We start from the raw sequence: 24,546 nt of genomic DNA, 5'->3' as shown, positions 1-24,546 counted from the left end.
GGAGTCGGTCGCCGGCCGGCGCTTGCTCACGGCCGTTGCCCGGTGAGTGTGTGCCCTCGCTCTCGCAGGCCTCTCGACCTTCGGTGGGCGAGCGTGGAACGGCGCATTCGCCCCTGTCCAGTGTGCTGCGAGCGCCCGCTGGCAGCGTGGGCCGCCGGAACTCTGGCGAGGGGAAGGCATGACGAACCAAGATCTGGGCGTGGCCGTGGTGACGGGTGCGACCAGCGGAATAGGCGAGGCGGTGGCGACCTTGCTGGCCGAGCGCGGCCACCAGGTGTTCCTCTGCGCCCGCGACAAGGACAACGTCGAGGCGACGGTGCGGCGGCTGCGCGAGGAGGGGTACGACGTCGACGGGCGGACCTGCGACGTCCGCTCCACGGAGGAGATCGACGCCTTCGTGAAGGCCGCGGTGGAGCGGTACGGGCCGCTGGGCGTCCTGGTGAACAACGCGGGCCGCAGCGGCGGCGGCACCACCGCCGAGATCACGGACGAGCTGTGGCGCGAGGTGATGGAGACCAATCTCGACGGTGTCTTCCGGATGACGCGGGCGGTACTCACCGAGGGCGGCATGCTGGAGCGCGCCGACGGGCGGATCATCAACATCGCCTCCACCGGCGGCAAGCAGGGCGTGATGTTCGGGGCGCCCTACTCCGCCTCCAAGCACGGGGTCGTCGGCTTCACCAAGGCGCTGGGGCTCGAGCTCGCCAAGTCGGGCGTGACGGTGAACGCCGTCTGTCCCGGCTACGTCGAGACGCCGATGGCTCAGCGCGTGCGGCAGGGGTACGCGGCGTTCTGGGAGACGTCCGAGGACGAGGTCCTGAACAAGTTCGAGGCGAAGATCCCGCTGGGGCGGTACTCCACACCGCGGGAGGTGGCGGGCCTGGTCGGCTATCTGGTCACGGACACGGCGGCGTCGATCACCGCGCAGGCGCTCAACGTCTGTGGCGGGCTCGGCAATTACTGAGCTGGACGGTTACTGCGCTCGGCGATTACCCCGTGCGGACCGAGGGAGACGGAGACCATGACATGACACAGCCGGTGACGCACGAGACCGAGCACACGATCACGGTGGCGGCCGCCGCCGACGTGGTGTTCGAGCTGATCGAGAACGTGGGCCGGTGGCCCGTGACCTTCCCGCCCACGGTGCACGCGGAGCAGCTCGAACGGAGCGGGAACACCGAGCGGATCCGTCTCTGGGCGACCGCCAACGGCACGGCGAAGGGCTGGACGTCGCGCCGTGAACTGGACCTCGATGGTCTGCGGGTGCGCTTCCGTCAGGAGGTCTCCCAGCCGCCGGTGGCCGCGATGGGCGGCGAGTGGGTGATCGAGCCGCTGCCCGCGGGCGGGACCCTGGTGCGCCTGCTGCACGACTTCCGCGCGGTGGACGACGATCCCGCGGCCACGGAGTGGATCCGGCAGGCGGTGGACCGCAACAGCGGCAAGGAGCTGGCGGCCCTGCGCGACGCGGCGGAGCAGCGCGAGCGGCGGGCCGATCTGCTGCTGACGTTCTCGGACACGGTACGGGTGGCGGGCGCGGCCAAGGACGTGTACGACTTCCTCGACCGGGCGGACGCATGGCCCCGGCGGCTGCCCCATGTCGCCCGGGCCGAACTCACCGAGGACACACCCGGGTTGCAGACGCTGGAGATGGACACCAGGACGGCGGACGGGTCGACGCACACCACCGAGTCGGTGCGGGTCTGCTTCCCGTACGACCGGATCGTCTACAAGCAGCTGCGCACACCCGCGCTGATGTCCGCGCACACCGGCGAGTGGACCGTCCGGGAGGACGGCACGGACACGGTGGTCACCAGCACGCACACCGTCGTCGTCAACCCCGGTGCGATAGCCGGGGTCCTCGGCGCGGACGCCGGTGTCGCCGAGGCCCGTGCCTTCGTGCGCGACGCGCTGGGCCGCAACAGCACCGTCACCATGCTGCACGCCAAGGAGCACGCCGAGGGCGTCGCACGCGGCTGACCGCCGAACCGGAAGGCCCTGCCATGCGCGTCCTGTTCACCACGCTCGCCGCCGCGACCCACGTCCACACCCAGGTCCCGCTGGCGTGGGCGCTGCGCGCGGCCGGGCACGAGGTACGGATGACCAGCCAGCCCGACGCGGTGGAACACATCCGCAGGGCCGGTCTGACGGCCGTCCCTGTCGGCGCGCCGCTGGCCCAGGAGGCGCTCGTCCAGGAACTGGACGAGCGCAGGGCCGACGCGCTGGAGTCCGGCATGGACGGCCCCGAGACGCTCGACTACCTGGCGCTCACCGACATCAGCGAGACCCGCCCCGAGCGGATGACCTACCCGGACATGCACGCCAAGCAACTCATGCTGGCCCAGGGGGCGTTCCCCTCCCAGTCCGATCCGGGCATGATCGACGACCTGGTGCGGTTCGCCCGCTGGTGGCGGCCGGACCTGGTCGTGTGGGACACGATGACCTTCGCGGGCCCGGTCGCCGCCATGGCCTGCGGCGCCGCCCACGCCCGGCTGCTGTTCGGCCTGGATCTGATCGGGTGGCTGCGCCTGCACTACCGGGAGGCCCTCGCGGCCCGGCATCCGCTGCTGCGGGACGATCCGCTGGCCGACTGGCTGGGCTGGACGCTCGACACGTATGACTGCGCCTTCTCCGAGGAGGCGCTGGTCGGTCAGTGGACCCTCGACCCGATGCCGACCTCGCTGGCGCTCCCGGTGCCGGGCCCGCGGGTGCCGGTGCGGTACGTGCCGTACAACGGTCCTTCCGTCATCCCCCCGTGGGTCCACGAGCGACCGGCCAAACCGCGGGTCTGTGTGACGCTGGGCGTGTCCCAGCAGGAGGTGTTCGGCGCGCACCGGGCGTCCGTCGGTGACATCCTCACCGCGGTCGCCGAACTGGACGTCGAGGTGATCGCCACGCTCGACGAGGACCAAGTGGGCTCCCTGGGCGTGGAGTTACCGCCCAACGTGCGCGCGGTGGGATTCGTTCCGCTGGACGCCCTGCTGCCGTCCTGCGCCGTGGTGATCAGCCATGCCGGTGCGGGGACGATGCACACCGCCCTGCACCACGGGGTTCCGCAGGTCCTGGTCCCCGATCCGCTCTGGGACGCCGCCCGCAAGGCCGAACGTCTCGTCGCGGCGGGCGCCGGGCTCGCGGTGGCGGATCCGCGGTGCTTCACGGCCGACGAACTCCGCGCGCTGGTGCGGCGGGTGCTCGAGGAGCCGTCATTCGCGGCGGGGACGGCCAGGATTCGCGCCGAGACGCTGGCCACGCCCGCCCCGGCCGACATCGTCCCCGGCCTGGAACGCCTCTCGGCGGAATTTCGACGGTGACGCCTCCCCGACCTCATCTCCCGCCTACATAGGTCAATCAGTAAGAAAACGGGTGGGCCCCCTCACGTCCACCTGTTTACCATCTGTTGACCTTACCTTAGGAAACCATTGACAACCGCTTTACTGGAACCATAAGGTCGGAAACTAGTTGCCGACGATAGCTCCATCCAACGGCTGAGCAACTGGGGGACTTCATGGAATTCCGTGTTCTCGGACCTTTAGAAATGCTCGACGAAGGGCGGAACGTGGCGCCGACCGCGCCCAAGCCCCGGCAAGTCATCGCACTCTTGATAATGCGGCGAAACGCAGTGGTGCAGACGACCGAATTAATCGATGAATTGTGGGAGGGCGGCCCGCCAGTCAGCGCGCTCACCACCCTCCAGACGTACGTGTACAAGCTCCGCAAGATCCTGATGCTCCACGGCGGCAAGGAACTTCTCCACACGCGCCCCGGCGGCTACGTGCTCGAAATCCCCAACACCTCCATCGATCTGCACCGGGTCGAGCACGCGGCGAGCGAAGGACAGGCTTCGCTGGAGAACGGAAATCCGACCCGCGCCCTCGAGATCCTGACCGAGGCTCTCGCCGCCTGGCGGGCACCGGCCCTGGTCGATGTGGACCAAGGCGGACTCCTCTCCTCGTACGCCACCCGGCTCGAGGAATTCAGGTCCCGCACCCTGGAGTTGCGCATAGAGGCCGACCTCAGGCTCGGCCACCACCGCGAATTGGTGAGCGAGCTGAAATCCCTCGTGCTCACCCACCCCCTGCACGAGCACCTGCACGCGTCCCTGATGATCGCGCTGCACCGGTCGGGACGGCGGCACGAGGCGCTGGAGATCTTCCGGCTACTAAGACGCAACATGATCGAGGACCTGGGCCTCGAACCCGGTGAGGAACTGCGTCAGCTCCACCAGGCGCTGCTCGCGGACGCCCCCATCGGTCCGCCGCTGGAAGCCCGGCAGACCGTCCGGCTCGCCCCCTCGTCGGGCGCCGCGCGCCATGCGGCCGAGCGGCACACGGCCGAACACCACCCGCCCGAGCGCCCCGCGACCGAGCGAAACCCCGGCGCCTCCCCCGGCAACGGAGCCCGGCACACCGACACCGCCCCGCCCCGCTCCCCCGGCCAGGAGCCGGAGCCCGCACCCGAGCCCGCCGACCGGTCCGCACCGACCCCCGGGGCGGCCGAAGGCAACGGGACCCCGCAGCTCACCGTCCCCGCCGAACTCCCGGCCGATGTCGCCGACTTCACCGGACGCACCGGTCTCGTCGAGCGGCTCGGCGCGCATCTGACCCCTGCCGAGCCGCACGGCACGGCGAGCCGGGTCGCGGTGATCGCGGGGATGCCCGGGGTGGGCAAGACCGCCCTCGCGGTCCATCTGGCCCACCAACTGCGCCACCGGTTCCAGGACGGTCAGCTCCACGTCCACCTGAACGGATCCTCGGCCGCCCCCAGGGACATCAGGGAGGTCCTCCACGAATTCCTGCACTCCCTGGGGGTGCCGGACAGCCTGATCCCCGAGGGCCTGGAGGAGCGCAGCAAGTTGCTTCGGTCGACGACGGCCTCCCGGCGTCTGCTGCTCGTCCTCGACGACGCCTCGTCGTCCGCGGACGTGCGCCCGCTGCTGCCGGGCGGCGCCCAGTGCGCCGTGATCCTGACCAGTCGGCAGCGGCTGCCCGGTCTGGCCGGGGCGCAGCACGTCGACCTCGACGCGCTCGCCTGCCCGCAGGGCCTCGACCTGCTGGCCTCCCTGATCGGGCGGCAGCGCCTGGAGAAGGAGCCGGAGGCCGCCGACCGGCTGGTGGCGCTGGGCGACGGACTGCCGCTCGCGCTGCGGTGCATCGGGGGTCGGCTCGCCGCCATGCCGGGTCTGCCGCTGACCCGCGTCGCCGACCAACTCGCCCGCTCCCGGGACTTCCTGGCCGAGCTGCGGCTCGGCGATCTCGACGTGAAGGCCGGGTTCGACACGGCGTACGGACGGCTCACCCGCGACGAGCAGGCCGTGTTCCGGCTGCTCACCATGCTCCCCGCCGAGGCGTTCACCGCGGACGCCGCGGCCCGGCTCCTGGGCTGGGAGCTGCCCAGGGTGGAGCTCGTGCTCAACAGCTTCGTCAACTGCTACCTCATCCGGATCGTCCGCTACGACCACCACGACGCCCACTTCGCCTACCCTCCGCTGACCTGGAAGTACGCCCGGTCGCGGCTCGACGCCACACTCGCCCCGCACCCGCGCGGCGGGATCGGGGAGCAGCGCGGAGGGCTCCCCGAGCGGCACGGACACCTGCGATCCGCCCTCGTCGAGGGCCATGCCCAGCAGGGCAGCGGATACGTCAGCGTGTTCTGACCCGCGGGACGCTTCGACCCGCACGAGCACGCGCACGGAGAGGGAGCGATCCCTGCCCGTGCGCGTGCTCGTGCCCGTACTGACCTTGCACTCAGACCACTCAGACCACTCAGACCACGCGGACGTGCGGGACGTAGAGGATCCACTTCCCGCCCGCCTCACGGAACCGGGTCTCCTTCGCGATGATCTCCTCGGAGTGGTTCCAGGCGAAGAGCAGCGCGTAGTCGGGATACGGGTTCTCGAACGCCTCGCGGGGGCGCACCGGGATGTGGGAGCCGGGGGTGAGGCGCCCCTGTTTGTTCGGCGTGGTGTCGGAGACGAAGGACACCAGATCGGGGCCGATGCCGCAGTAGTTGGCCACGGTGGCGCTCTTGGCGGTGGCGCCGTATCCGACGACCGTGCGCCCCTCCGCCCTGAGTTTCCTCAGCAGGCTCACCAGATCGTCGCGGGAGCGCTCGACCTGCCCGAAGAACGCCTTCAGCGTGTCCAGCCGGGTGAGCCGCTTCGCCTTCTCCTCGGCGAGCAGCTCCGCGACCGAAGGGTCGGGAGTGCGGCGGCCCTTTCGGGCGATCGTGTAGCGGACCTCGCCGCCGTGGACCTCCAGGCGTTCGGCGTTGACCAGCTCGAAGCCGAACCGTTCGGCCATCGCCGCCACGGAGGTGACGCTGAAGAAGTAGTAGTGCTCGTCGTAGATCTGGTCGTAGGAGGTCTTCTCGACGATGTCGGCGAGGTAGGGGTCCTCGAAGACGAAGACGCCGTCCGGGGCGAGCAGGGCGTCGACGCCGCGGAAGATCGAGTCCATGTACGGGATGTGGCAGATGGTGTTCGCCGCGTAGATCAGCTGGGCCGGGCCCTCGGCCTCGCGGATCTCGGTGGCGGTGGATTCCTGGAAGAACTCGGTCGTCACGCGGATGCCGAGCCTGCGGGCGATGTCGGCGACGCTCTCGGACGGCTCCACGCCCAGGTGCCGTACGCCCGCCTCGGCGAGGGCCTTGAGCATGATGCCGTCGTTGCAGCCGAGTTCGACCGCGAAGGAGTCGGGGGACGTCAGCTCCGTCTTCAGGAAGTACTGGGCGGTCTGCTCGAAGTGCTTCCTCATGACCGAGGACCCTGACGACAGATACGGGTAGTGCCCGTTGAACATCAGATGCCGCGGTACCTCCTCCATGAGTTGGACCATGCCGCACGAGGCGCATACGCCCAGTGCGAGCCGGAAGAAGTACTCGTCCCCGATGTAGTCGGGTTCGAGGAACCCGCTGGACAGCGGCTGCGTGCCGAAATCACCGAACTCGTGAAGTCGGCCGCCACAAATACGGCAGCTCGTCATGGTGAACAGCCTGCCGACCGGCTCTCGCAGCCATGTCGACGACGGCTCGACCCGCGGCGCCTCCACCGGGTCTCGGCGGGCCCTCTAGCCCCTGTTCGGACGATGAGACGGACAGGACCAGCCGGGCGCGGCTGCGGTGAGGCCATGAGGAGTCGCTTTGTACGGCACGGAAGCCAGCGAGATCTACGAACTGCTGCACCAGGGCAAGGGCAAGGACTACGGCGACGAGGCGGAGGAGATCGCCTGGCGCGTCAGGACCCTGCTCCCGAACGCCGATTCGCTGCTCGACGTGGCCTGCGGCACCGGCGCCCATCTCCAGCACTTCCGCAAGGAGTTCGCCCGCGTCGAGGGCTTGGAGCTGTCCGAGCCGATGGCCGCGGCCGCGCGTCGGCGGCTCCCCGGAGTGAGCGTGCACGGCGGCGACATGCGCGACTTCGCGATCGGCGCCTCCTACTCCGCGATCACCTGCATGTTCGGCTCGATCGGCTATCTCGCCGACACCGCCGAACTGAACGCCGCGCTCCGCCGGTTCGCCCGGCACCTGGTCCCCGGCGGGGTGGTCGCGATCGACCCCTGGTGGTTCCCCGACACGTTCCTCGACGGCTATGTGTCGAGCGGCACCGCCACCGCGCGGGGCAGGACGCTGGCCCGGGTGTCACACGCGGTGCGCGCGGGGAACGCGTCACGGATGGAGGTGCACTACCTCGTCGCGGACGCGGAGTCGGGTGTCCGGCACTTCGACGAGACGCATCTGATCACGCTGTTCACCCGTGAGCAGTACGAAGCGGCGTTCACCGGGGCCGGTCTCACCGTCGAGTACACCCCCGAACTGCACGGCGGCCGGGGCCTGTTCACGGGTGCGCTCACCCGGCCCCGCGCCGCCTGACACCTCGCTCCGGACAGCCGGAGCCCGACCACAAGGAAGCCGTGACATGCCGCACCTGAGCGAACTGACCACGCCCGAGAACCTGTCCGAGGACACGGTCTGCCGATATCGCGACGAAGGCTTCGTCCACGTGCCCCAAGTGCTCTCGGCGGAGGAAGTGGCCACCTACCGGGCGGCCGCCGAGCGGATCCTGGAGCGTGACATGGAGATCTGGGCGGGCGGCGACGACGGCGCCCAGGTCGAGGTCAACTACGTGACGCAGGCCTGGCGCAAGGACGAGACGCTGCGGCAACTCGCCCTGCATCCCGGCCTCACCGGCATCGCCGGCCGGCTGGCCGGCGGCCCGCTGCGGCTCTACAGCAGCGAAGTCCTGGTGAAGGAGCCCCGCGACGCACCGCCGACCCTGGTCCACGACGACGAGGCCGGGTTACCGATGGACAACCTGTCGTTGACGCTGACCGCCTGGATCGCGCTGGTCGACGTACCGGTGGAACGGGGCTGCCTGAGCTACATCCCCGGCTCACACCTGCGCAAGGCCTCGGAGCGGCTGGTGCACATGACCAGTTTCGAGCACTTCAAGTCCGCCGAGGAGGTGTGGCCCGACTATCCCTGGCAGCCGCGGGTGACCGTGCCGCTGCGCGCCGGGGACGTCGCGTTCCACCACTGCCGGACGATCCACATGGCCGGTGCCAACCTCACCGACGAGCGGCGGGTGGGCCACGGCGTGATCTTCATGGACGCCGGAACGACCTATCTGCCGGGGGTGATGGACGAGTACCTCTCCCATCTGCGGCCGGGGCAGCCGCTGGACGACGAGAAGGTGTTCCCGCTCATCACCGGCTGACCGGTGGGACGTCCGAGGGCCCCGGGAGCGTCGCGCTCCCGGGGCCCTCCGTCCGTGCCGTCGGTCAGGACTCCAGGTCCAGGGCGCGGGCGCTCAGGTGGTCGACGGCGTCGGCGTAGGTGAAGGGCTGCATGAACCATCCGGCGCGCACGTCCCGGTAGCGGCGGGCCAGGGGGTGGCCCGCGGTGAAGGAGGCCCCACCGGCGAGGGTCATGCAGTCCTCGACGACGGCGGCCGCGTTCCGGTTGACCACGAGCTTGGCGTACTGGAACGGCGCGATCATCCGCAAGCCGCGTTCGGCCGGGTCGTCGGCGGTCCGCGCCGCGTGGTGGTCGGTGTGCAGCAGTGCCGCGCCGAGCGCGGTGCGCAGGGAGTAGAGCTTGACGTCCAGTTCGGCGACCGTCGTGCGGACCGCGGCGGCCGGAGTACCGCCGCGGCGCTTGAGACCGGCGACGGCGATGTCGCGGGCGGACTGGGCGATGCCCGCGTACACGCCGAGCAGACCGATGGAACTGACGGTCTGGCCCGCCATCGCCGCGTGGTTGACCTCGTCGACGGGGCCGCGCAGGAACAGGTCGTCCTCGGGGACCGGGCAGTCGTCGAAGACGACCTCGGAGCTGGCGGAGGCCCGCATGCCCATGCCGTCCCACGTGTCGGGGACGGAGAGGCCTTTGGTCCCCGCCTCCAGGAAGGCGGAGGCTCCCCTGGCGGGCCCCGAGTCGGGGCGGGTGCGGGTGGCGACCACGAAGTGGGTGGCGACCGGGGCCATGGAGACGAGGATCTTGCGGCCCGCGAGCAGCCAGCCCCCGTCGCCGTCCGGGCGCAGGTCGGTGACCTGTCCGGCGTCCTTGAGCGCCCCGCCGATCAGGGCGCCGCCGGTGCCCATCAGCCACAGGACGCGTTCGGCGAGGGCCTGTCCGGCGGGGGTGGCGTGGCGCAGCTCGTACGCCATGGTGATGCCGCGGCACAGCTGCATGTGCAGACAGAGCGCGGTGGCGGCGTCGGCCTCGGCGACCCGCATGACCGCGAGGGTCAGGTCGTGGACGCTGCTCACCCCTCCCCCGCCGAACTCGCGCGGCACGGTGGCGGAAAGCACCCCGTCGGCGCGCAGGGCGTGGAACACCTCCGTGGGGAAGGTGCCGGGACGGTCGTGGGTGTCGGCGGCCTCGGCGATGCGGGGCAGATGACGGTCGAGGACGTCCAGGAGCTGCCGTCCCTCCGGGGTCACCGGAGCGCCGAGGTCGGCCAAGTGCGGGAGCGTGACGCCGACTTCGCTGATCATGGGGTCCTTCCTCAGGGGGTGTGCCCGACCTGGCAGTCGAGGCTCTGCGGGCTCGCGGCGAGGTACCGGTCGATGGCGGTCCTGAAGTAGCCGGACCGGAATCCCAGTCCCGCCACCTCGGGCAGGAGCCGGTGGAGTTTGGCGACCGACGCGCAGTGCGAGACGGTGTGCCCCGCGGTCCTGCGCTCGGCCGCGGTGCCGAGGCGGAGTTCGAGGTGGTCGAGGACGTCGGTGATCTCCGCGCAGTCCCCGGAGGCCACGTTGACGGTTTCGTCGGTGATGCCCGCGCGCAGCAGCAGATCGAGGACCGCGACGAACTCGTCGACGTGGAGCAGGTCCCTGCGGGCGCCCTGCTGGACGGTGACCTTTCCGGCGCGCAGTTGGCGGACGAGTACGGAGAGCAGCCGGTACTCCGGTTCGCCGGGACCGAGGACGTAGCCCAGGCGCAGGATCAGGTGCCGTACGCCGGATTCGCGGACCCGTGTCTCCAGGTCGAGTTTGTGCTGCCCGTAAGCGAGCGCCGGGACCACTTGTTCGTCCTCCCGTCCCTGGCAGCCGGGGGCGCCGTACATGGAGACGGTGGAGAAGAAGACGAGTTGGTGGTCCCGGTCGAGGCAGCGCTGGATGGTGTCGCCGACGAGCCGGTGTTCGCGTGCGTGCGCGGAGTCCGGCAGCGGGTGTCGCGGCACCCCCGCGGCGAGGACGGTCGTACCGGGGTGGGTACCGGCCAGCGGCCGCAGGTGGCGGGCGAGGAACCCGGTGCCGATGAGCTCCATCAGTGTCTCTCCCCGGTCAGGCCTTCGGGCGGACGGACAAGGCGTGGTGGAAGACGTTCCCGGGGTCCCAGCGGGCCTTGATCTGCTGGAGCCGGGGGTAGTTGTCGCGGTAGTAGAGGGTGTGCCAGGGGATGCCGGAGGTGTTCCACTTCGGGTCGGCGAGGTCGGCGTCCGGGTAGTTGACGTAGGCGCCGCTGTTGGCGTCGCCGGGCACGGGCACACCGCCCGTGTCGGCGTACACCTCCTGGTAGAAGCGGCGGATCCAGTTGATCTCCTCCTTGTTCGCGGGGTCCTCCCAGTACAGGTCGTAGGAGACGCTGAAGAGCGCGTCGCGGTGCGGGAAGGCGGTCGCGTCGGGGGCGACGGTGTTGATCGCCCCGCCGAAGGAGGTGACGTGGACGGAGGCGCCCCAGCGCTGGTCGCCGTCGTTCAGGTACTTGTGCACGACGGCGATCTGCCGGTCGCTCCAGCGTCTGCGCAGGAAGCCCGCCTTGGACTTGGCGGGGGTGCCGCCCGCGTAGGTCTCCGCGCCGAGAGTGGCGGTGAGCCAGGGCTGGTCGGAGCGGGCGGTGGTGGAGGGGGCACCGGCTCCGGCCGTGACGTCCTTGACGTAGGCGTCCATGAGGCGGGCGGCTTCGGGCTGCGGGGCGTCGGCGCCGACCAGGAGCTGGAACTGGCCGCCCGCCCGGTGGCCGAGCGCCAGGGAGCTGGAGACGGGGCTGCGCGGGTGGCGTTCGTGCCACGTGCCGTGGTCGCGGACGAGCGTGGTGAACGCCCGCTCGCCGACGTCCGCCCACTGCCAGGTGACGGCCAGGCCAGGTGCGGTGGCGGGCGGGGTGGGCAGCAGTGTCGCCGGGTCCTTGCCGCGGGCTCCCGGGGAGCGCAGGAGGTAGCGCAGGACGACGCCGAAGTTGCCGCCGCCGCCACCGGTGTGGGCCCACCACAGGTCTCGGTGGGGATCGTCGGCGCGCCGGGTGGCGACCACGCGGCGCGCCTTGCCGTTCTTGTCCACGACGACGACGTCGACGCCGTAGAGGTGGTCGACGACCATGCCGTCCCGCAGCGAGAGGCTGCCGTAGCCGCCGCCCGCGATGTGTCCGCCCGCCCCCACGCTGGGGCAGCTGCCGCCGGGGACGGTCACCCCCCAGCCGTAGTAGAGGCTCTTGTAGACCTGGCCCAGGGTGGCGCCCGACTCCACGGCGAAGGCCTGGTGTTCGGGGTCGAAGCTGACCTCGTTCATCTCCGAGACATCGAGGACGATCTTGACGTCGGGGTGGGTGACGAAGTCCTCGTAGCAGTGCCCGCCGCTGCGGACGGCGATCCGCTTCCCCGTGCGTACGGCCTCGTCGACGGCCTGGATGACCTGCTCGGCCGAGTAGACGGCCCGGACCGCGTCGGGGCGCGGGGTGAACCGTCCGTTGTAGGTCTTGTTCATGCTCGCGTACCGCGGATCCGCCGGAACGACCGTGACGGGCCCCGGCACCCCTGCGCGGTTCTTTCCTGGTCGCGCGGCGGCCGTACCGCCCAGTCCGGTCAGTGCCGCGGCACCACCCGCGACGACCGTTCCCCGCAGTACGCGACGGCGTGGCAGCTTGCCCACGTGAACACCGTTCCTTCCCCCGTGACGTGTGTGTCGAAGCGCGGCTCACGCTAGGCAGGGCGCCTGTCGCATCCCTCGGCTTCCGCTGTAGGGGCCCTCGAGGCGTGTTCGAACCGGCCGCGACGCTGGCGCGAGAGGGCGGCCGCACGCTCGGCGCATGGCAGCGAACAGTGATGGCACGGTGGACGACACGGCGTACAAGGCGGCGGTGGCCCAGGCCTTCGACCGGGCGGCGGCGCACTACGACCGGCTGGGCGTCGAGTTCTTCACGCCGATGGGCAGGCGGTTGGTGGAGCGGGTGGCTCCGAGGCCGGGTGACCGGGTGCTCGACGTGGGGTGCGGCCGGGGCGCGGCCCTGTTCCCCGCGGCGGCGCTCGCCGGGCCCGAGGGCTCCGCGCTGGGCATCGACATCGCCCCCGCGATGATCGACGAGGCGCGCCGGGAAGCCGAGCGGCAGGGCGTCACCAACGTGGAGCTGCGGACGATGGACGGGGAGCATCCCGAACTCCCGCCCCGTTCCTTCGACTTGATCACCGGCAGCTACAGCGTGATCTTCCTGCCGGACGCTCCCGCGGCGCTCGCCCGCTATGCGGCGCTGCTGCGGGACGGCGGCCGGATCGGCTTCACCAGCCCGGTGTTCACGGACGACACCTTTCCGTTCCTGCCGCCCGTGTTCACCGACCTGATTCCGCGGTCCTTGCTGAGCGATCTGCCGCCCGAGTGGCAGCCGGAGGCGCTGCGGCGGCGCTTCAACAGCTGGCTGGGACACGCCACCGATCTGCGCCGGACACTGGAGAAGGCCGGGTTCAGGGACGTCGAGGTCGCCGATGAGCCAGTGGAACTGGTGGCGGAGTCGGGCGAGGCGTGGGTCGACTGGTCGCACACCCAGGGAATGCGGCTGCTGTGGACGCACCTGTCGGCGCGGGAGAGCGCGCAGCTGCGGCAGCGGCTGATCACCGCCCTCGACGCGATGCGGGACGGTGAAGGGCCGCTGACGATCGACACTCCGGTGCGCTACGTCACCGCGACGGTTCGCCGATAGGTTCGCCGATGAGGCCGTACGAGGCGAGGCTCTCCCTGGCCGCCCGCACCGCTGCGCGATCCCGCTCCGGAGGGCCGGGGCGGGCGGGCAGCAGCGGGACGACCGCGCTGTCACCGGCCCGTACGGAGGGGTGGCGCCTGGCGAGTTGGGCGAGCCCCTGCCCCGGGCCCGCCTCCACCAGGACGGCGTCGCCCTCGGACAGGAGGGCGTCGAGCGCGCTCCAGAAGAGCACCGGGGCGACCGGCTGGCGGGCCCAGTAGAGCGGGTCCGCGACGTCCTCCTCGCTCAGTGGCCGCGCCGTGTAGCAGGAGTGCAGGGCGATCGTCGGCGCGGCGGTCGCCAGTGCGGCCACGGCCGCCTCGGAACCGGCGACGGCGGGTGCGAGGGCGGGGCTGTGGAAGGCGCTGTGGGAGGGCAGGCGCCGACAGGTGAAGTCCTGTGCCTCCAGGTCCTTGTGGACCAGTTCGAGGGCCGGGTCGGGTCCCGCGAGTACGGTCTGGCGCGGGGCGTTGACCGCGCCGACGACGACGTCGCCCACCAGGAAGGGCGCGAGCTCCCGCGGCGTCGCGGCGACGGCGAGCATGCCGCCCGGCGGGGCGTCGGCGAGGAGCCGGACGCGGTCCAGGACCAGCCGGGTGGCGTCGGCCAGGGTGAAGACTCCGGAGAGCACGGCTCCCGCCAGTTCGCCGATGCTGTGGCCGAGCAGGGCGTCCGGCCGGGCACCCCAGCTCCGTACCAGTCGGCCGAGTGCGTGGTCGACGGCGAACAGCAGCGGCTGGGAGCGGCTGACGTGGTCGAGGTGCACGGCGGGGCGCTCGCTAAGCCAGTCGGCCCTGAGCCGTTCGCCCTCTCCTGCCGCCTCGGTGTCGACGAGGGCGAACACCTCGTCCATGGCGCCGGTGAACACCGGTTCGGTCCCGTACAGGCCGGTGGCCATCCGTGGGTGCTGAGCGCCCTGGCCCGGCAGGAGGAGCACCATCGTCGGTCGGTTCGCCACTGTCCCCATCGCCCTTCGGTCGACCACTGTCCGTACTCTCTGCGTGCTCCGTATCCGTTCACGGCTGGGCCCACCGGGGGCGTTCGTGTATGTCGAGCACGGCGCAGGACCAGGAGAATCCGGCGCCGACGCTGACGAGCAGACAGGTGTCTCCCGGGCCGAGGGCCCCTGTCACGGCGAGCCGGTCGAGTCCGGCGATCGGGTCACCGGCCCCCAGGTGGCCCACCTGTCTGCTCCAGGGCCAGGTGGTCCGCTCCGGGTCGATGCCGAACGGGCCGAAGTAGGCGGCCTGGAGTCGGCGCCGTCCCAGGTGGGGCAGCACGATGCGGGTGATGTCGTCGAGATCGAGTTCCGCCTCGGCCAGGGCCTGTTTGACCGCGCTCTCCTGCGCGGCGGCGACCCGGGAGACCGCGTAGGAAGCACCGGTCTCCGCGAGGAACGCACGCTTGCAGGCCTCCAGATCGACCTGGGGACGGTGCTCGAACGGCGTCCGCGCGAACGGGTCGTCGCCGCGGTGCATCCCTTCCAGTTCCGCCACGGAGACCGTGACGAGGCTGCGGATCCGGGCGAATCCGCCGCGGCGCGAGAGCACGAGGGCGGTCCCGCCGTCGGCGTACACGGTGCCGGGGTCGCTGTGCCAGCGGTCGAAGCCGGGCGGGCAGAACTTGTCGCCGGTGGTGATCAGCGCGGCCGAGCGGCCCGGGTCGACGGCCAGGTAGGCGGAGGCGAGCTCGATGGCGGCCATGCCGCCGTTGGAGACCTGGCCGATCTCCATGGCGGGGCAGTTGGTGCCGACGGCTTCCCGTTGGACGTACGAGGCGGGGGCCCACAGGTCGTGGCCCTGGTGGAAGAAGCTGGCGTGCAGGACGAGGTCGATGTCGCCGGGGGCGGTGCCCGCCCGCTCCAGTGCGGAGCGGGCGGCGCGTACGGCCATCTGCGGGGCCGATTCGTCGTCGCCCGCGACGGCGACGGCGAGACTGCCGGTGGCGCGCGCGAGGGCGGCGGAGCATCTGCCGTCGGCGACGGCGTCCTCGGTGCGGACCGCGGGCGGCAGTCTGCTGCCGGTGGCGGCGATGTAGAGCGGGTCCATGGGCGGCCTCGTCAGACGGACGGGCGCGCCCCGGCCGAGGCCAGGGTGTCGTTGACGGCTGCCACGAACTGGTTGAGGGTGCGGATCTCGGCGAGGGCGTCGTCGGTGAGTTCGGCCTTGTACTGGCGCTTGACGCGGCCCGCGGCCTCCATCAGCGCCAGCGAGTCGTAGCCGAGGTTCTCCAGCTCGACGTCGCCGACGTCCGCGCCCGCGGCGGTGACCGCCTCCTCCTCACCCGCGCATTCGCGCATGATGTCGACCAGTTCGGGCAGGGTGAGCTCGCTCATCGGTGGTCCTTTCCTCGCCCGCGCAGCACGAGGGCGCTGTTGAAACCGTTGTGTCCGCGGGCCAGCACCAGGGCGGCGGTGCCGGTGAACGGCCGCGGCCCCTCGCGCACCAGGTCGAGTGCGTAGCCGGGGGTGACCTTGATGGTCGGGGGGATGAGGCCCTCGCGCAGGGCGCGCAGGGCGAGGACGACGTCGAGGGGCGCGCCGCCGGAGCAGAGGCGGCCGATCATGGTCTTGGGGGCGGTGACGGGTACGCCGTACGGGCCGAAGAGCCGCACGAGGGCCTCCGCCTCCGCACGGTCGTTCTCCGGGGAGCCGTCGGCGTCGGCGAAGACGACGTCGATGTCGCCTGGGGCCAGCCCCGCGTCGGCCAGGGCGAGTTCGATGGCGCGGCCGAGGTTGCCGGGGCGCATCGCGGAGGGCCGCGGGTCGAAGGTGGCCCCGTGTCCCGCGATCTCTCCGTGGATGCTCGCCCCGCGCCGCAGGGCCCGGTCCTTCTCTTCCAGGACGAGGATCGCCCCGCCCTCGCCCGGCACGTGTCCGTCGGTGTCCGGGTCGAAGGGGAGGAAGGCGCGGTCGGGGTCGTCCCGGGTGGAGAGCCTGCCCGCGGCCATGCGGGCGGCCATTCCGTACGGGCAGAGCGAGGAGTCCATGCCTCCGGAGAGGACCACTTCGGCGCCGCCGCGCAGGGCGCGCCGGGCGTGGGCGAGGGCGTCGATGCCGCCGGCCTGTTCGGCGACGAGGACTCCGGTGGGGCCCCGCAGGTCGTTCTTGATGGAGATCTGGCCGGTGTTGACCGCGTAGAACCAGGCGAAGGACATGTAGGCACTGACGTGGTCGGGCCCTTCGCCCCAGAGGTTCTGCAGCTCGCGCTGGCCGAAGTCGAAGCCGCCGGCGGCGCTCGCGGTGACGACGCCGAGGTCGGTCCTGGCGAGTTCACCGGTGTCCAGGGCCGCGTCGGCGAGGGCCCAGTCGGCGGCGGCGAGCGCGAACTGGGTCATCCGGTCGGTCTGCGCCAGGAGCCTGCTCGGCAGGTACCGTGCGGCGTCGAAGTCCCGCACCTCTCCTGCCAGCCGACTGGTGAAGCGCGTGGTGTCGTACCGGTCGATCGGTTTGATGACGTGGTCGCCGCGCAGGGTCGCCGACCAGAACGCCTCAGTCCCCAGGCCGTTGGGGGCGACGACCCCGGCTCCGGTCACTACGGCCGTCGTCATGAGGCCTTCCTCTCCGCGTCGGTGAGCACCATGGCGCTCTGGAACCCGCCGAATCCGCTGCCGACCGTGAGGACCGTCTCCAGCCGCTGCTCCCGTGCGGTCAACGGCACGTAGTCCAGGTCGAGTTCGGGATCGGGGTGGTGCAGGTTCGCGGTCGGCGGTACGACTCCGTGTTCCAGCGCCAGCGCGCAGGCGGCGATCTCGATCGCGCCGATCGCGCCGAGCGAGTGGCCGACCACGGCCTTGATGGAACTGATCGGTACGGCGTGGGCGTGGCCGCCGAGGCTGCGTTTGAAGGCGGCCGTCTCGTGCCGGTCGTTCTGCTGGGTGGCGGTCCCGTGGGCGTTGACGTAGTCGACGGCGTCCGCGTCGATCCTGGCCCGGTCGAGGGCGGAGGTGATGGCGGTGGCCAGCTCCCGTCCGTCGGGGCGCAGCCCGGTCATGTGGTGGGCGTTGCCGTGCGAGGCGTATCCGGCGATCTCCGCGTGGATGTGAGCGCCGCGGCGCCGCGCCCGACCCAGCTCCTCCAGGACGAGCACGGCCGCGCCCTCGCCGAGGACGAAGCCGTTGCGCGTCCTGTCGAAGGGGCGCAGGGCGTGTTCGGCGTCGTCGTTGCGGGGCGAGGTCGCCTTGATCGCGTCGAAGCAGGCGACGGTGATGGGGGCGATCGGGGCGTCGGCACCGCCGGTGATCATGATGTCGGCGCTGCCCTCGCGGATGAGGTCGCAGGCATAGCCGGTGGCGTCGATGCCGGAGGTGCAGCCCGCGGAGACCACGGCGTTGGGGCCTTCCGCCCCGGCGAACCAGGCGACCTCCGCGGACAGGGAGCTGGGGACGAAGTAGTCGTAGAGATGCGGTGAGGCGCGGGCGGGGTCGACGACCCAGTGGCGGCCCGCGTCGCTGACGGCGAGGTATTCGCGCTCCAGCTTCTGGGTGAGGCCGACGGCGTTGCCGATGCTGACCCCGGCCCGGTGGGCCTCCTCGGGCGCGATCGAAAGGCGGCTGTCGCCCAGTGCCTCGCGGGCGGCGATCATCAGCATCTGGGCGGCCCTGTCGAGGCGTTCGGTGTCCCGCTCGCCGAGTCCCGCGGCGAGCGGGTCGAAGTCGCATTCGGCGGCGATCCGCGAGCGGAAGGGGGCCGGATCGAAGGCCGTGACACGGCGGGTGGCGGGCCTGCCGGAGACGACGCGCTCCCAGAACGCCTTGGTCCCGGTACCTCCTGGCGCGACGACCCCGATCCCGGTGACGGCCACGCGACGTTCCCCCATGACGACCCCTTCTCACCAGCGACAGCACGGACTGTTGATTGCCGGGTTCGACGATGGGGCGGGTCGGTCGCACGGGCGTCGAGGACGACTGGACGGGGGCGAAGGACGCCTGGACGGGGGCTGAGGGCATCTGAGGGGACGCATACAGAGCACACGTCACTGCACATTCGATCGATGCGGACTGGTCGCGCGGTCGCCTCGCGATCGTCTCGATGCGAGCGGAAAGCGGAAGGTCCGTTGCTCCGGTGCGATGCACCAGGAACAACGGACCTTCTCGGCGGGGCGTCGGCGGGCCGGGGCTCAGCGCACCGGGAAGCCGAAGGTGTGGCCCTGCTCCTTGAGCCGGGGCAGGAGGCGGCGCAGGGCCTCGACGGTCTGGGTACGGTCGCCGCCCGCGTCGTGGAAGAGGAGCGTGGGTCCGTTGGACAGTTCACGCTCGACCGTGGCGACGATGGCGTCCGTACCCGGGCGCTCGAAGTCCTTGGTGTCCACGTTCCAGCCCAGCGGGCGCATGCCGCGGGAAGCGGCGAGCTTGCGGCTGTACGGGGTGAAGGCGCCACCGGGCGCCCGGTAGTACATCGGCCGTACGCCCCCGGACGCCTTCGTGATCATGCGCTCGGCGTCGAGTATCTGCTGCGACTGGTAGGCCTGGGAGTCCTTGTCCATGCCGGTGTTGTGCGACACCGTGTGGTCGCACAGCCGGTGCCCGGCCGCGACCACCTTCTTCACCATGTCCGGGTGGGCCTGCGCCTGCGTCCCCACCATGCAGAACGTGGCCTTCACGTCGTACTCGCGCAGCAGGTCGAGCACCTGCGAGGTCCACTTGGGGTCGGGGCCGTCGTCGATGGTGATGTTGATGCCGCGCTTCCCCGCTTCCGAGGAGTGCGCGATGGTCGCGGAGACGGGCTTGGCGGCACCGCCCGGCGCGGCCGGGGCGGTCGCCTCCGGTGACGCGTCGTCAGCGTCACCGGCCTGCGCGGTCCACACGGACGCACCGGTGGCGAGCATGGTCACCCCGACCGCTGCCCCGATCACTTTGCCGTACCAGCCCCGCCCACCGCTGTGCCGTGCCATGCCCGCCCCTTTTCACGCAGTTCCTCGCCGATCCCCGGTCGCCTTGCGACCAACTGGCAGGACGAGGAACGGGGGCCCGGGGATCCGTCCGTTACAGATCACGGACAATTCCGGGAAGGATCACGGACAACTCCGCGTCAAGTGCCGCGCCGGGGGCGTGCCGGTGACGCCGGATCAGGAGGCGCCGGTCAGAGCGCGCGGGGCTCCCCGGTGAGCCAGGACCCGATGCCCGGGAGGGCGTCCGGGCCGCTGTCGCTCTCCACCGACGTGACGAGGTCGGCGATGGTGACGGCGGCGAGCGACGCCCGCCACGCGGCTTCCGCGGCCCCCATCGCGCGGGCGATGGGGCACTGCTTCGCGCACTGCTCAGGGGGCGTCGCGAACGGGCCGCGCTGGCGGATCTCGGTACAGACGAAGGCCGGATCGTCACCGTCGACGGCCTGCACCACGTCGAGCAGCGTGATGTCCTCGGCCTTCTTCGTCAGCACATAGCCGCCGGTCTTGCCCTGCACGGAGCGCACCAGGCCCGCCCGGGACAAGGCCTGCAGCTGCTTGGCCAGATAGCTCGGCGACACCTCGTGCAGCTGCGCGAGCCGGGCGGCGGGCACGGGCTCGTTCGCCGCGGTCAGGACCACGCAGCAGTGCAGCGCCCATTCCACGCCACCCGACAGCTTCACGCGTCCTCCCCATTCATCCGTGCTCCCCGCCGCGACGCCCCTGTCCGAAAGTCGCTTTGACTCGGACACAGACTATCCGAGTATTATCTCGGATATCAGATGTCCGAGTTTCCGAGGGAAGGCACACCATGAAGATCACCGTCATCGGCGGCACCGGACTCATCGGCTCCCAGCTCGTCACCAAACTGAGGGACGCGGGCCACGAGGTGGTCGCCGCATCGCTGTCGTCGGGCCTCGACCTGCTCACCGGCGCGGGCCTCGACGAGGCGCTGGACGGCGCCCACACGGTCGTCAACGTGAGCAACTCCCCCACCTTCGACGAGCGGTCCCTCGCGTTCTTCCGCACCACGGTCGGCAATCTGCTCGGCGCGGGCGAGCGGGCAGGCGTACGTCACCAGGTCGCGCTGTCGATCGTCGGCGTCGACCAGGTGCCCGGCCTGGACTACTACCGCGCGAAGGTGCTGCAGGAGGACCTGCTGCGCGGCGGGCCCACGCCGTACTCGATCGTGCGTGCCACCCAGTTCTTCGAGTTCATGGACGCCGTGATCTCCATGACCGCCGACGACAAGGCCGTCCGGCTGCCCGCGACCCCCGTCCAGCCGATCGCGAGCGCCGAGGTCGTCGCCGCCCTCGCCGACGTCGCCGCCGCGCCGCCCCTGAACGGAATCCTCGAAGTGGCGGGCCCCGACACCTTCACCCTCGACGAGCTCGGCCGCCTGACCCTGGCCGCCCGCAAGGACGAGCGGCCCGTCATCACCGACGCCGGTGCCGGTATGTTCGCCGCCGCCCCCGGCACCGTCCTGACCGCGGGCCCCGACGCCCGCCTTGCCCCCACCCACTACGAGGAGTGGCTCGCCGCCTCCCTCGACGGCTGAGGCAGCCGGGCACACCTCGACGCCTGCTACGCTGCGGGTGACCTGGCCCATTTGATCGAGGAGTGGCAGACGTGGCGGGTGACGACGACATCTCCGGATGAGATCCGGATCTGACGGCCATCGGACGGCGCCGCTAGGGCGCTGACGCCGTGGCCGCCTTCGTCGTACCCCCCTTTCCCACGTTGCCCAGGGCAGTGCTCTGTCTGCCCGCACTTCATCGAGGTCACCTCCATGTCCGATGCCGCCATCGTGTGCTCGAACCTCTCCTTCGCCTGGCCCGACGACACGCCGGTCTTCCACGACCTGTCGTTCACCATGCCCACCGGCCGTACCGGCCTCGTCGCTCCCAACGGCTCGGGCAAGAGCACCCTGCTCAAGCTGATCTCCGGTGAACTCGCGCCCGCCACCGGCTCGTTGACGGTCGGTGGCACGCTCGGCTACCTCCCGCAGAGCCTCCCCCTGACCGGCGATCTCACGGTCGCCGAAGTGCTCGGTGTCGCCGCGGTGATCCGCGCGCTCGACGCCGTCGAGTCCGGTGACGTGAGCGAGGAGCACTTCGCCACCATCGGCGACGACTGGGACATCGAGGAGCGCACCCGCGCCCAGCTCGACCGGCTCGGCCTGGCCGGACTCGCCCTCGACCGGGGCCTGAGCACGCTCAGCGGCGGTCAGGTCGTCTCCCTCGGCCTCGCCGCCCAGCTGCTCAAGCGTCCCGACGTGCTGCTGCTCGACGAGCCGACCAACAACCTCGACCTGGCGGCCAGGCACCAGCTCTACGACGTCCTCTCGGACTTCACCGGCTGTCTGCTCCTGGTCAGCCACGACCGCGCGCTGCTCGACCGCATGGAACGCGTCGCCGAGCTCGGCAGTGACGAACTGCGCCTGTACGGAGGCAACTTCACGGAGTACGAGGAAGCGGTGCGGGCCGAGCAGGAGGTCGCGGAGAAGAACATCCGCAACGCCGAGCAGGAGCTGAAGCGCGAGAAGCGCGAGCTGCAGCAGGCCCGCGAACGCGCCGACCGCCGTCAGAGCAACGCCGCCCGCAACCTCAAGAGCGCCGGTCTGCCCCGCATCTTCGCCGGAAACATGAAGCGCGGCGCGCAGGAGTCGGCGGGCCGGGCGGGGCAGATGCACGCGACCCGGGTGAGCGAGGCCAAGGCCCGGCTCGACGAGGCCGGGCGCGCGCTGCGCGAGGAACAGCGCATCACCCTCGACCTGCCCGACACGCAAGTGCCCGCCGGACGCAACCTCTTCATCGGCGAGGGGCTGCAGGTCCACCACGCGGGACGTGCCGTGTTCGCCGACGGCGGCGTCGACCTCACCGTCCGCGGTCCCGAGCGCATCGCGCTGACCGGCCCCAACGGCGCGGGAAAGACGACCCTGTTGCGCCTGATCACCGGCGACCTCGCCCAGGACGGCGGGGAGATCAAGCGCAGCGAGGGCCGGATCGCGTACCTCTCGCAGCGCCTGGACCTCCTCGACCTGGAGCGCACCGTGGCGGAGAACTTCGCCGCGTTCGCCCCCGAGCGGCCCGAGGCGGAGCGGATGAACCTGCTCGCCCGCTTCCTCTTCCGGGGCGCGCGAGCACACCTTCCCGTACGTGTGCTCTCCGGCGGCGAGCGGCTGCGCGCCACCCTGGCCTGCGTCCTGTGTGCCGAACCGGCCCCGCAGCTGCTCCTGCTCGACGAGCCGACCAACAACCTCGACCTGGTCAGCGCGGGCCAGTTGGAGAGCGCCCTCAACTCCTATCGGGGCGCCTTCATGGTGATCAGCCACGACGAGAGGTTCCTCGCCGAGATCGGGGTGAACCGCTGGCTGCGCATCACCGACGGAGCCCTCAAGGAGACCGGGGCCCCCGAGGTGTGAGCCACCGACGTGTGACGTGGCCCGCGTCCGAGGCCGTGTGCCCGGCGGGCCGACCACCGATCACGTAGGAGGGACATCCGCATGCCCCAACCCGCCCTGCTCGCCCACGACATCGTCCGCGGCCACGGCGGCCGACGCGTTCTCGACGGCGTCAGTCTGACCGCGTCGCCCGGCCACCGCATCGGCCTGATCGGCGAGAACGGCGTCGGCAAGTCCACCCTGCTGAGGGTGCTCGCGGGCGCCGACGAACCCGACGCCGGCCGTGTCACCCGCCCCGGCGATCTCGGCTTCCTCCATCAGGAGATGCCGTTCGACGCCGCGTCGACCATCGCCGTCGTACTCGACGACGCGCTGCGCGAGGCACGTGCGGACCTCGCCGAGCTGGCCCGGCTCGGCGCGGAACTCGCGCGCGTCCCCGAGGACGACCCCGCCCACCGGGAACTCCTCGACGCCTACGGCAGACGCCTGGAGCAGGCGCAGGACCGCGAGTCCTGGGACGCCGACCGGCGCGCCGCCCTGGTCCTCGACGGCCTCGGCATCGGCTCGCTGGGGCACGGGCGCACGCTCGGCTCGCTCTCCGGCGGGCAGCGCGGCAGGCTCGCCCTGGCCGCGCTGCTCGTCCGGCGGCCGTCGGCGCTGCTCCTCGACGAGCCGACCAACCACCTCGACGACAGCGCCGCCGACTTCCTGGAGGAGCAGCTCCGCGGTCTGCCGGGAACCGTGGTGGCCGCCAGTCACGACCGGGCGTTCCTCGACGCCGTCTGCACCGACCTGATCGACCTCGACCCGGCCGTGGCGGGACCGGTCAGGCACGGCGGCGACTACAGCTCCTACCTCGGCGCGAAGCACGCCGAGCGGGACCGCTGGGAGCGGCGGTACGCCGATGAGCAGGAGGAGCTCGACGAGTTGCGCCGCTCGGCAGGTGTGACCGCGCACCGGGTCGCGCCCGACCGGGGGCCGCGCGACAACGAGAAGATGGGCTACGGCCATCGGGCGGGCCGGGTGCAGAGCCAGATCTCCCGCCGGGTCCGCAACGCCGCGCGCCGTCTCGACGAGCTGGAGCGTCACCAGGTCGCCGAGCCCCCGCGCCCGCTGCGGTTCGCGGCGTCGGCACTGGCCGCGGAGGCGGAGGCAGGGACGGAAGCGGAGGTGGAGGCGCAGGAAGACACCTGCACACGGCCGCTGGTCTCGCTGCGGGACGTACGGGTGCCGGGCCGCCTCTCGTTGGACGCCCTGGAGGTGTCGGCGACCGACCGGCTGCTGGTCACGGGCGGCAACGGCGCGGGCAAGTCGACGCTGCTCGCCGTGCTCGCCGGGCAGCTCGCGGCCGAGGGCGAGGTGCACCGACGGCGTCACCTCACGGTGGGACTGCTCACCCAGGACACCGTGTTCGAGAGGGACGACCGCACGGCCCGGGACACCTATGAGCTGTCGGTGGGCCCGGGGCCCGCCGACGAGGTGCCGCTCGGTTCGCTCGGTCTGTTGCACGCGGCGGACCTGGACAAACCCGTCGGCCGGTTGTCCGTCGGGCAGCGCCGGCGGCTCGCCCTTGCTCTCCTTGTGGCCCGCCCGCCCCAGTTGCTGCTGCTCGACGAGCCGACGAACCACCTCTCCCCACGCCTGTGCGACGAACTGGAGGACGCCTTGGGGACAGGACCCGGCGCGATCGTCCTCGCGAGCCACGACCGCTGGCTCCGGCGAAGGTGGCAGGGGCGCGCGGTCCGGCTCTGAGCCTCCCCTACGTATCGCCGTTCACATGTTTCTGGTGCCCTCCGTGTGAGTACCATGCGC

21 protein-coding genes are annotated in these 24,546 nt (G+C 71.4%); 10 read left to right on the top strand and 11 right to left on the bottom strand.

Annotated elements, in window-relative coordinates; genetic code table 11:
• The first annotated feature begins 178 nt into the window (after positions 1 to 178).
• The 4 genes from fabG (at position 179) to CP970_RS39620 (ending at position 5,650) form a co-directional block, all read left to right on the top strand.
• Positions 179 to 964 carry a 3-oxoacyl-ACP reductase FabG gene (fabG, locus tag CP970_RS39635; RefSeq protein WP_055547671.1) on the top strand — a complete coding sequence of 262 codons (786 nt, stop codon included), beginning with the start codon at positions 179 to 181 and terminating at the stop codon, positions 962 to 964.
• A 62-nt stretch (positions 965 to 1,026) separates the two neighbouring features.
• Positions 1,027 to 1,977, top strand: coding sequence for an aromatase/cyclase (locus CP970_RS39630; RefSeq protein ID WP_055547669.1), 951 nt, complete (start codon positions 1,027 to 1,029; stop codon positions 1,975 to 1,977).
• A 23-nt stretch (positions 1,978 to 2,000) separates the two neighbouring features.
• Entirely contained in the window at positions 2,001 to 3,308 is a 1,308-nt protein-coding gene (locus tag CP970_RS39625) for an activator-dependent family glycosyltransferase (protein WP_055547667.1), read from the top strand.
• A 194-nt stretch (positions 3,309 to 3,502) separates the two neighbouring features.
• The gene (locus tag CP970_RS39620) at positions 3,503 to 5,650 is read left to right on the top strand and encodes an AfsR/SARP family transcriptional regulator (protein WP_150494581.1); all 2,148 of its coding nucleotides are present in this window, start codon (positions 3,503 to 3,505) and stop codon (positions 5,648 to 5,650) included.
• Positions 5,651 to 5,759: 109 nt separating this feature from the next.
• Here CP970_RS39620 and CP970_RS39615 read toward each other — a convergent pair whose 3' ends face one another.
• Entirely contained in the window at positions 5,760 to 6,977 is a 1,218-nt protein-coding gene (locus CP970_RS39615) for a class I SAM-dependent methyltransferase (RefSeq protein WP_150494580.1), read from the bottom strand.
• A gap of 157 nt (positions 6,978 to 7,134) precedes the next feature.
• Here CP970_RS39615 and CP970_RS39610 point away from each other — a divergent pair, with 157 nt between their 5' ends.
• Together CP970_RS39610 and CP970_RS39605 are read left to right on the top strand one after the other, a co-directional pair.
• Positions 7,135 to 7,863 (top strand): class I SAM-dependent DNA methyltransferase, encoded by a 729-nt coding sequence (locus tag CP970_RS39610; RefSeq protein WP_150494578.1) that lies wholly within the window; start codon positions 7,135 to 7,137, stop codon positions 7,861 to 7,863.
• Positions 7,864 to 7,909: 46 nt separating this feature from the next.
• On the top strand, positions 7,910 to 8,707 hold the full coding sequence (locus CP970_RS39605; RefSeq protein ID WP_150494576.1) for a phytanoyl-CoA dioxygenase family protein: 798 nt from the start codon (positions 7,910 to 7,912) through the stop codon (positions 8,705 to 8,707).
• 64 nt (positions 8,708 to 8,771) lie between these two features.
• On the opposite strand, the gene CP970_RS39600 is transcribed toward CP970_RS39605, so the two are convergent.
• The 3 genes from CP970_RS39600 to CP970_RS39590 are packed head-to-tail and all read right to left on the bottom strand — an operon-like array spanning position 8,772 to position 12,365.
• A complete protein-coding gene (locus CP970_RS39600; protein ID WP_150494574.1) occupies positions 8,772 to 9,989 on the bottom strand; it encodes an acyl-CoA dehydrogenase family protein in 1,218 nt (405 codons plus the stop codon).
• Between the two features lie 11 nt (positions 9,990 to 10,000).
• A complete protein-coding gene (locus CP970_RS39595) occupies positions 10,001 to 10,765 on the bottom strand; it encodes an NAD-dependent epimerase/dehydratase family protein (RefSeq protein ID WP_150494572.1) in 765 nt (254 codons plus the stop codon).
• Positions 10,766 to 10,781: 16 nt separating this feature from the next.
• Positions 10,782 to 12,365, bottom strand: coding sequence for an FAD-binding oxidoreductase (locus CP970_RS39590; RefSeq protein WP_150494570.1), 1,584 nt, complete (start codon positions 12,363 to 12,365; stop codon positions 10,782 to 10,784).
• 181 nt (positions 12,366 to 12,546) lie between these two features.
• Between CP970_RS39590 and CP970_RS39585 the strand changes: the two genes are divergently transcribed.
• Complete coding sequence (locus tag CP970_RS39585; RefSeq protein WP_398657029.1) at positions 12,547 to 13,407, top strand: class I SAM-dependent methyltransferase; 861 nt, start codon at positions 12,547 to 12,549, stop codon at positions 13,405 to 13,407.
• Here the strand turns inward: CP970_RS39585 and CP970_RS39580 are convergent.
• The 7 genes from CP970_RS39580 to CP970_RS39550 form a co-directional block, all read right to left on the bottom strand.
• Positions 13,385 to 14,413 (bottom strand): acyltransferase domain-containing protein, encoded by a 1,029-nt coding sequence (locus CP970_RS39580; RefSeq protein WP_150494567.1) that lies wholly within the window; start codon positions 14,411 to 14,413, stop codon positions 13,385 to 13,387. The two genes, CP970_RS39585 and CP970_RS39580, sit on opposite strands and share 23 nt — an antisense overlap.
• Positions 14,414 to 14,462: 49 nt before the next feature.
• Positions 14,463 to 15,494: a ketoacyl-ACP synthase III family protein gene (locus CP970_RS39575; RefSeq protein WP_055549685.1), complete on the bottom strand. Its 1,032-nt coding sequence runs from the start codon at positions 15,492 to 15,494 to the stop codon at positions 14,463 to 14,465.
• Positions 15,495 to 15,505: 11 nt separating this feature from the next.
• A complete protein-coding gene (locus CP970_RS39570; protein WP_055549687.1) occupies positions 15,506 to 15,781 on the bottom strand; it encodes an acyl carrier protein in 276 nt (91 codons plus the stop codon).
• Positions 15,778 to 16,995: a ketosynthase chain-length factor gene (locus tag CP970_RS39565; protein WP_055549689.1), complete on the bottom strand. Its 1,218-nt coding sequence runs from the start codon at positions 16,993 to 16,995 to the stop codon at positions 15,778 to 15,780. Before CP970_RS39565 ends, CP970_RS39570 begins: the two co-directional genes overlap by 4 nt.
• Positions 16,992 to 18,263: a beta-ketoacyl-[acyl-carrier-protein] synthase family protein gene (locus CP970_RS39560; RefSeq protein ID WP_055549691.1), complete on the bottom strand. Its 1,272-nt coding sequence runs from the start codon at positions 18,261 to 18,263 to the stop codon at positions 16,992 to 16,994. Before CP970_RS39560 ends, CP970_RS39565 begins: the two co-directional genes overlap by 4 nt.
• A gap of 300 nt (positions 18,264 to 18,563) precedes the next feature.
• Positions 18,564 to 19,337, bottom strand: a complete 774-nt coding sequence (locus CP970_RS39555) for a polysaccharide deacetylase family protein (protein WP_055549693.1) — start codon at positions 19,335 to 19,337, stop codon at positions 18,564 to 18,566.
• 188 nt (positions 19,338 to 19,525) lie between these two features.
• Positions 19,526 to 20,014, bottom strand: a complete 489-nt coding sequence (locus CP970_RS39550) for an RrF2 family transcriptional regulator (RefSeq protein ID WP_055549695.1) — start codon at positions 20,012 to 20,014, stop codon at positions 19,526 to 19,528.
• 128 nt (positions 20,015 to 20,142) lie between these two features.
• Here CP970_RS39550 and CP970_RS39545 point away from each other — a divergent pair, with 128 nt between their 5' ends.
• From CP970_RS39545 to CP970_RS39535, 3 genes are all read left to right on the top strand, one after another.
• The gene (locus CP970_RS39545) at positions 20,143 to 20,889 is read left to right on the top strand and encodes an SDR family oxidoreductase (protein ID WP_055549697.1); all 747 of its coding nucleotides are present in this window, start codon (positions 20,143 to 20,145) and stop codon (positions 20,887 to 20,889) included.
• A gap of 231 nt (positions 20,890 to 21,120) precedes the next feature.
• Entirely contained in the window at positions 21,121 to 22,755 is a 1,635-nt protein-coding gene (gene abc-f / locus CP970_RS39540) for a ribosomal protection-like ABC-F family protein (RefSeq protein WP_055549699.1), read from the top strand.
• A gap of 81 nt (positions 22,756 to 22,836) precedes the next feature.
• A complete protein-coding gene (locus tag CP970_RS39535) occupies positions 22,837 to 24,486 on the top strand; it encodes an ABC-F family ATP-binding cassette domain-containing protein (RefSeq protein WP_055549701.1) in 1,650 nt (549 codons plus the stop codon).
• Positions 24,487 to 24,546: the final 60 nt, after the last annotated feature.

Source organism: Streptomyces kanamyceticus, from assembly GCF_008704495.1.
GTDB lineage: Bacteria > Actinomycetota > Actinomycetes > Streptomycetales > Streptomycetaceae > Streptomyces > Streptomyces kanamyceticus.
Note: the sequence above shows the minus strand (reverse complement) of the source record. Positions and strands in the feature narration are given on the sequence as shown.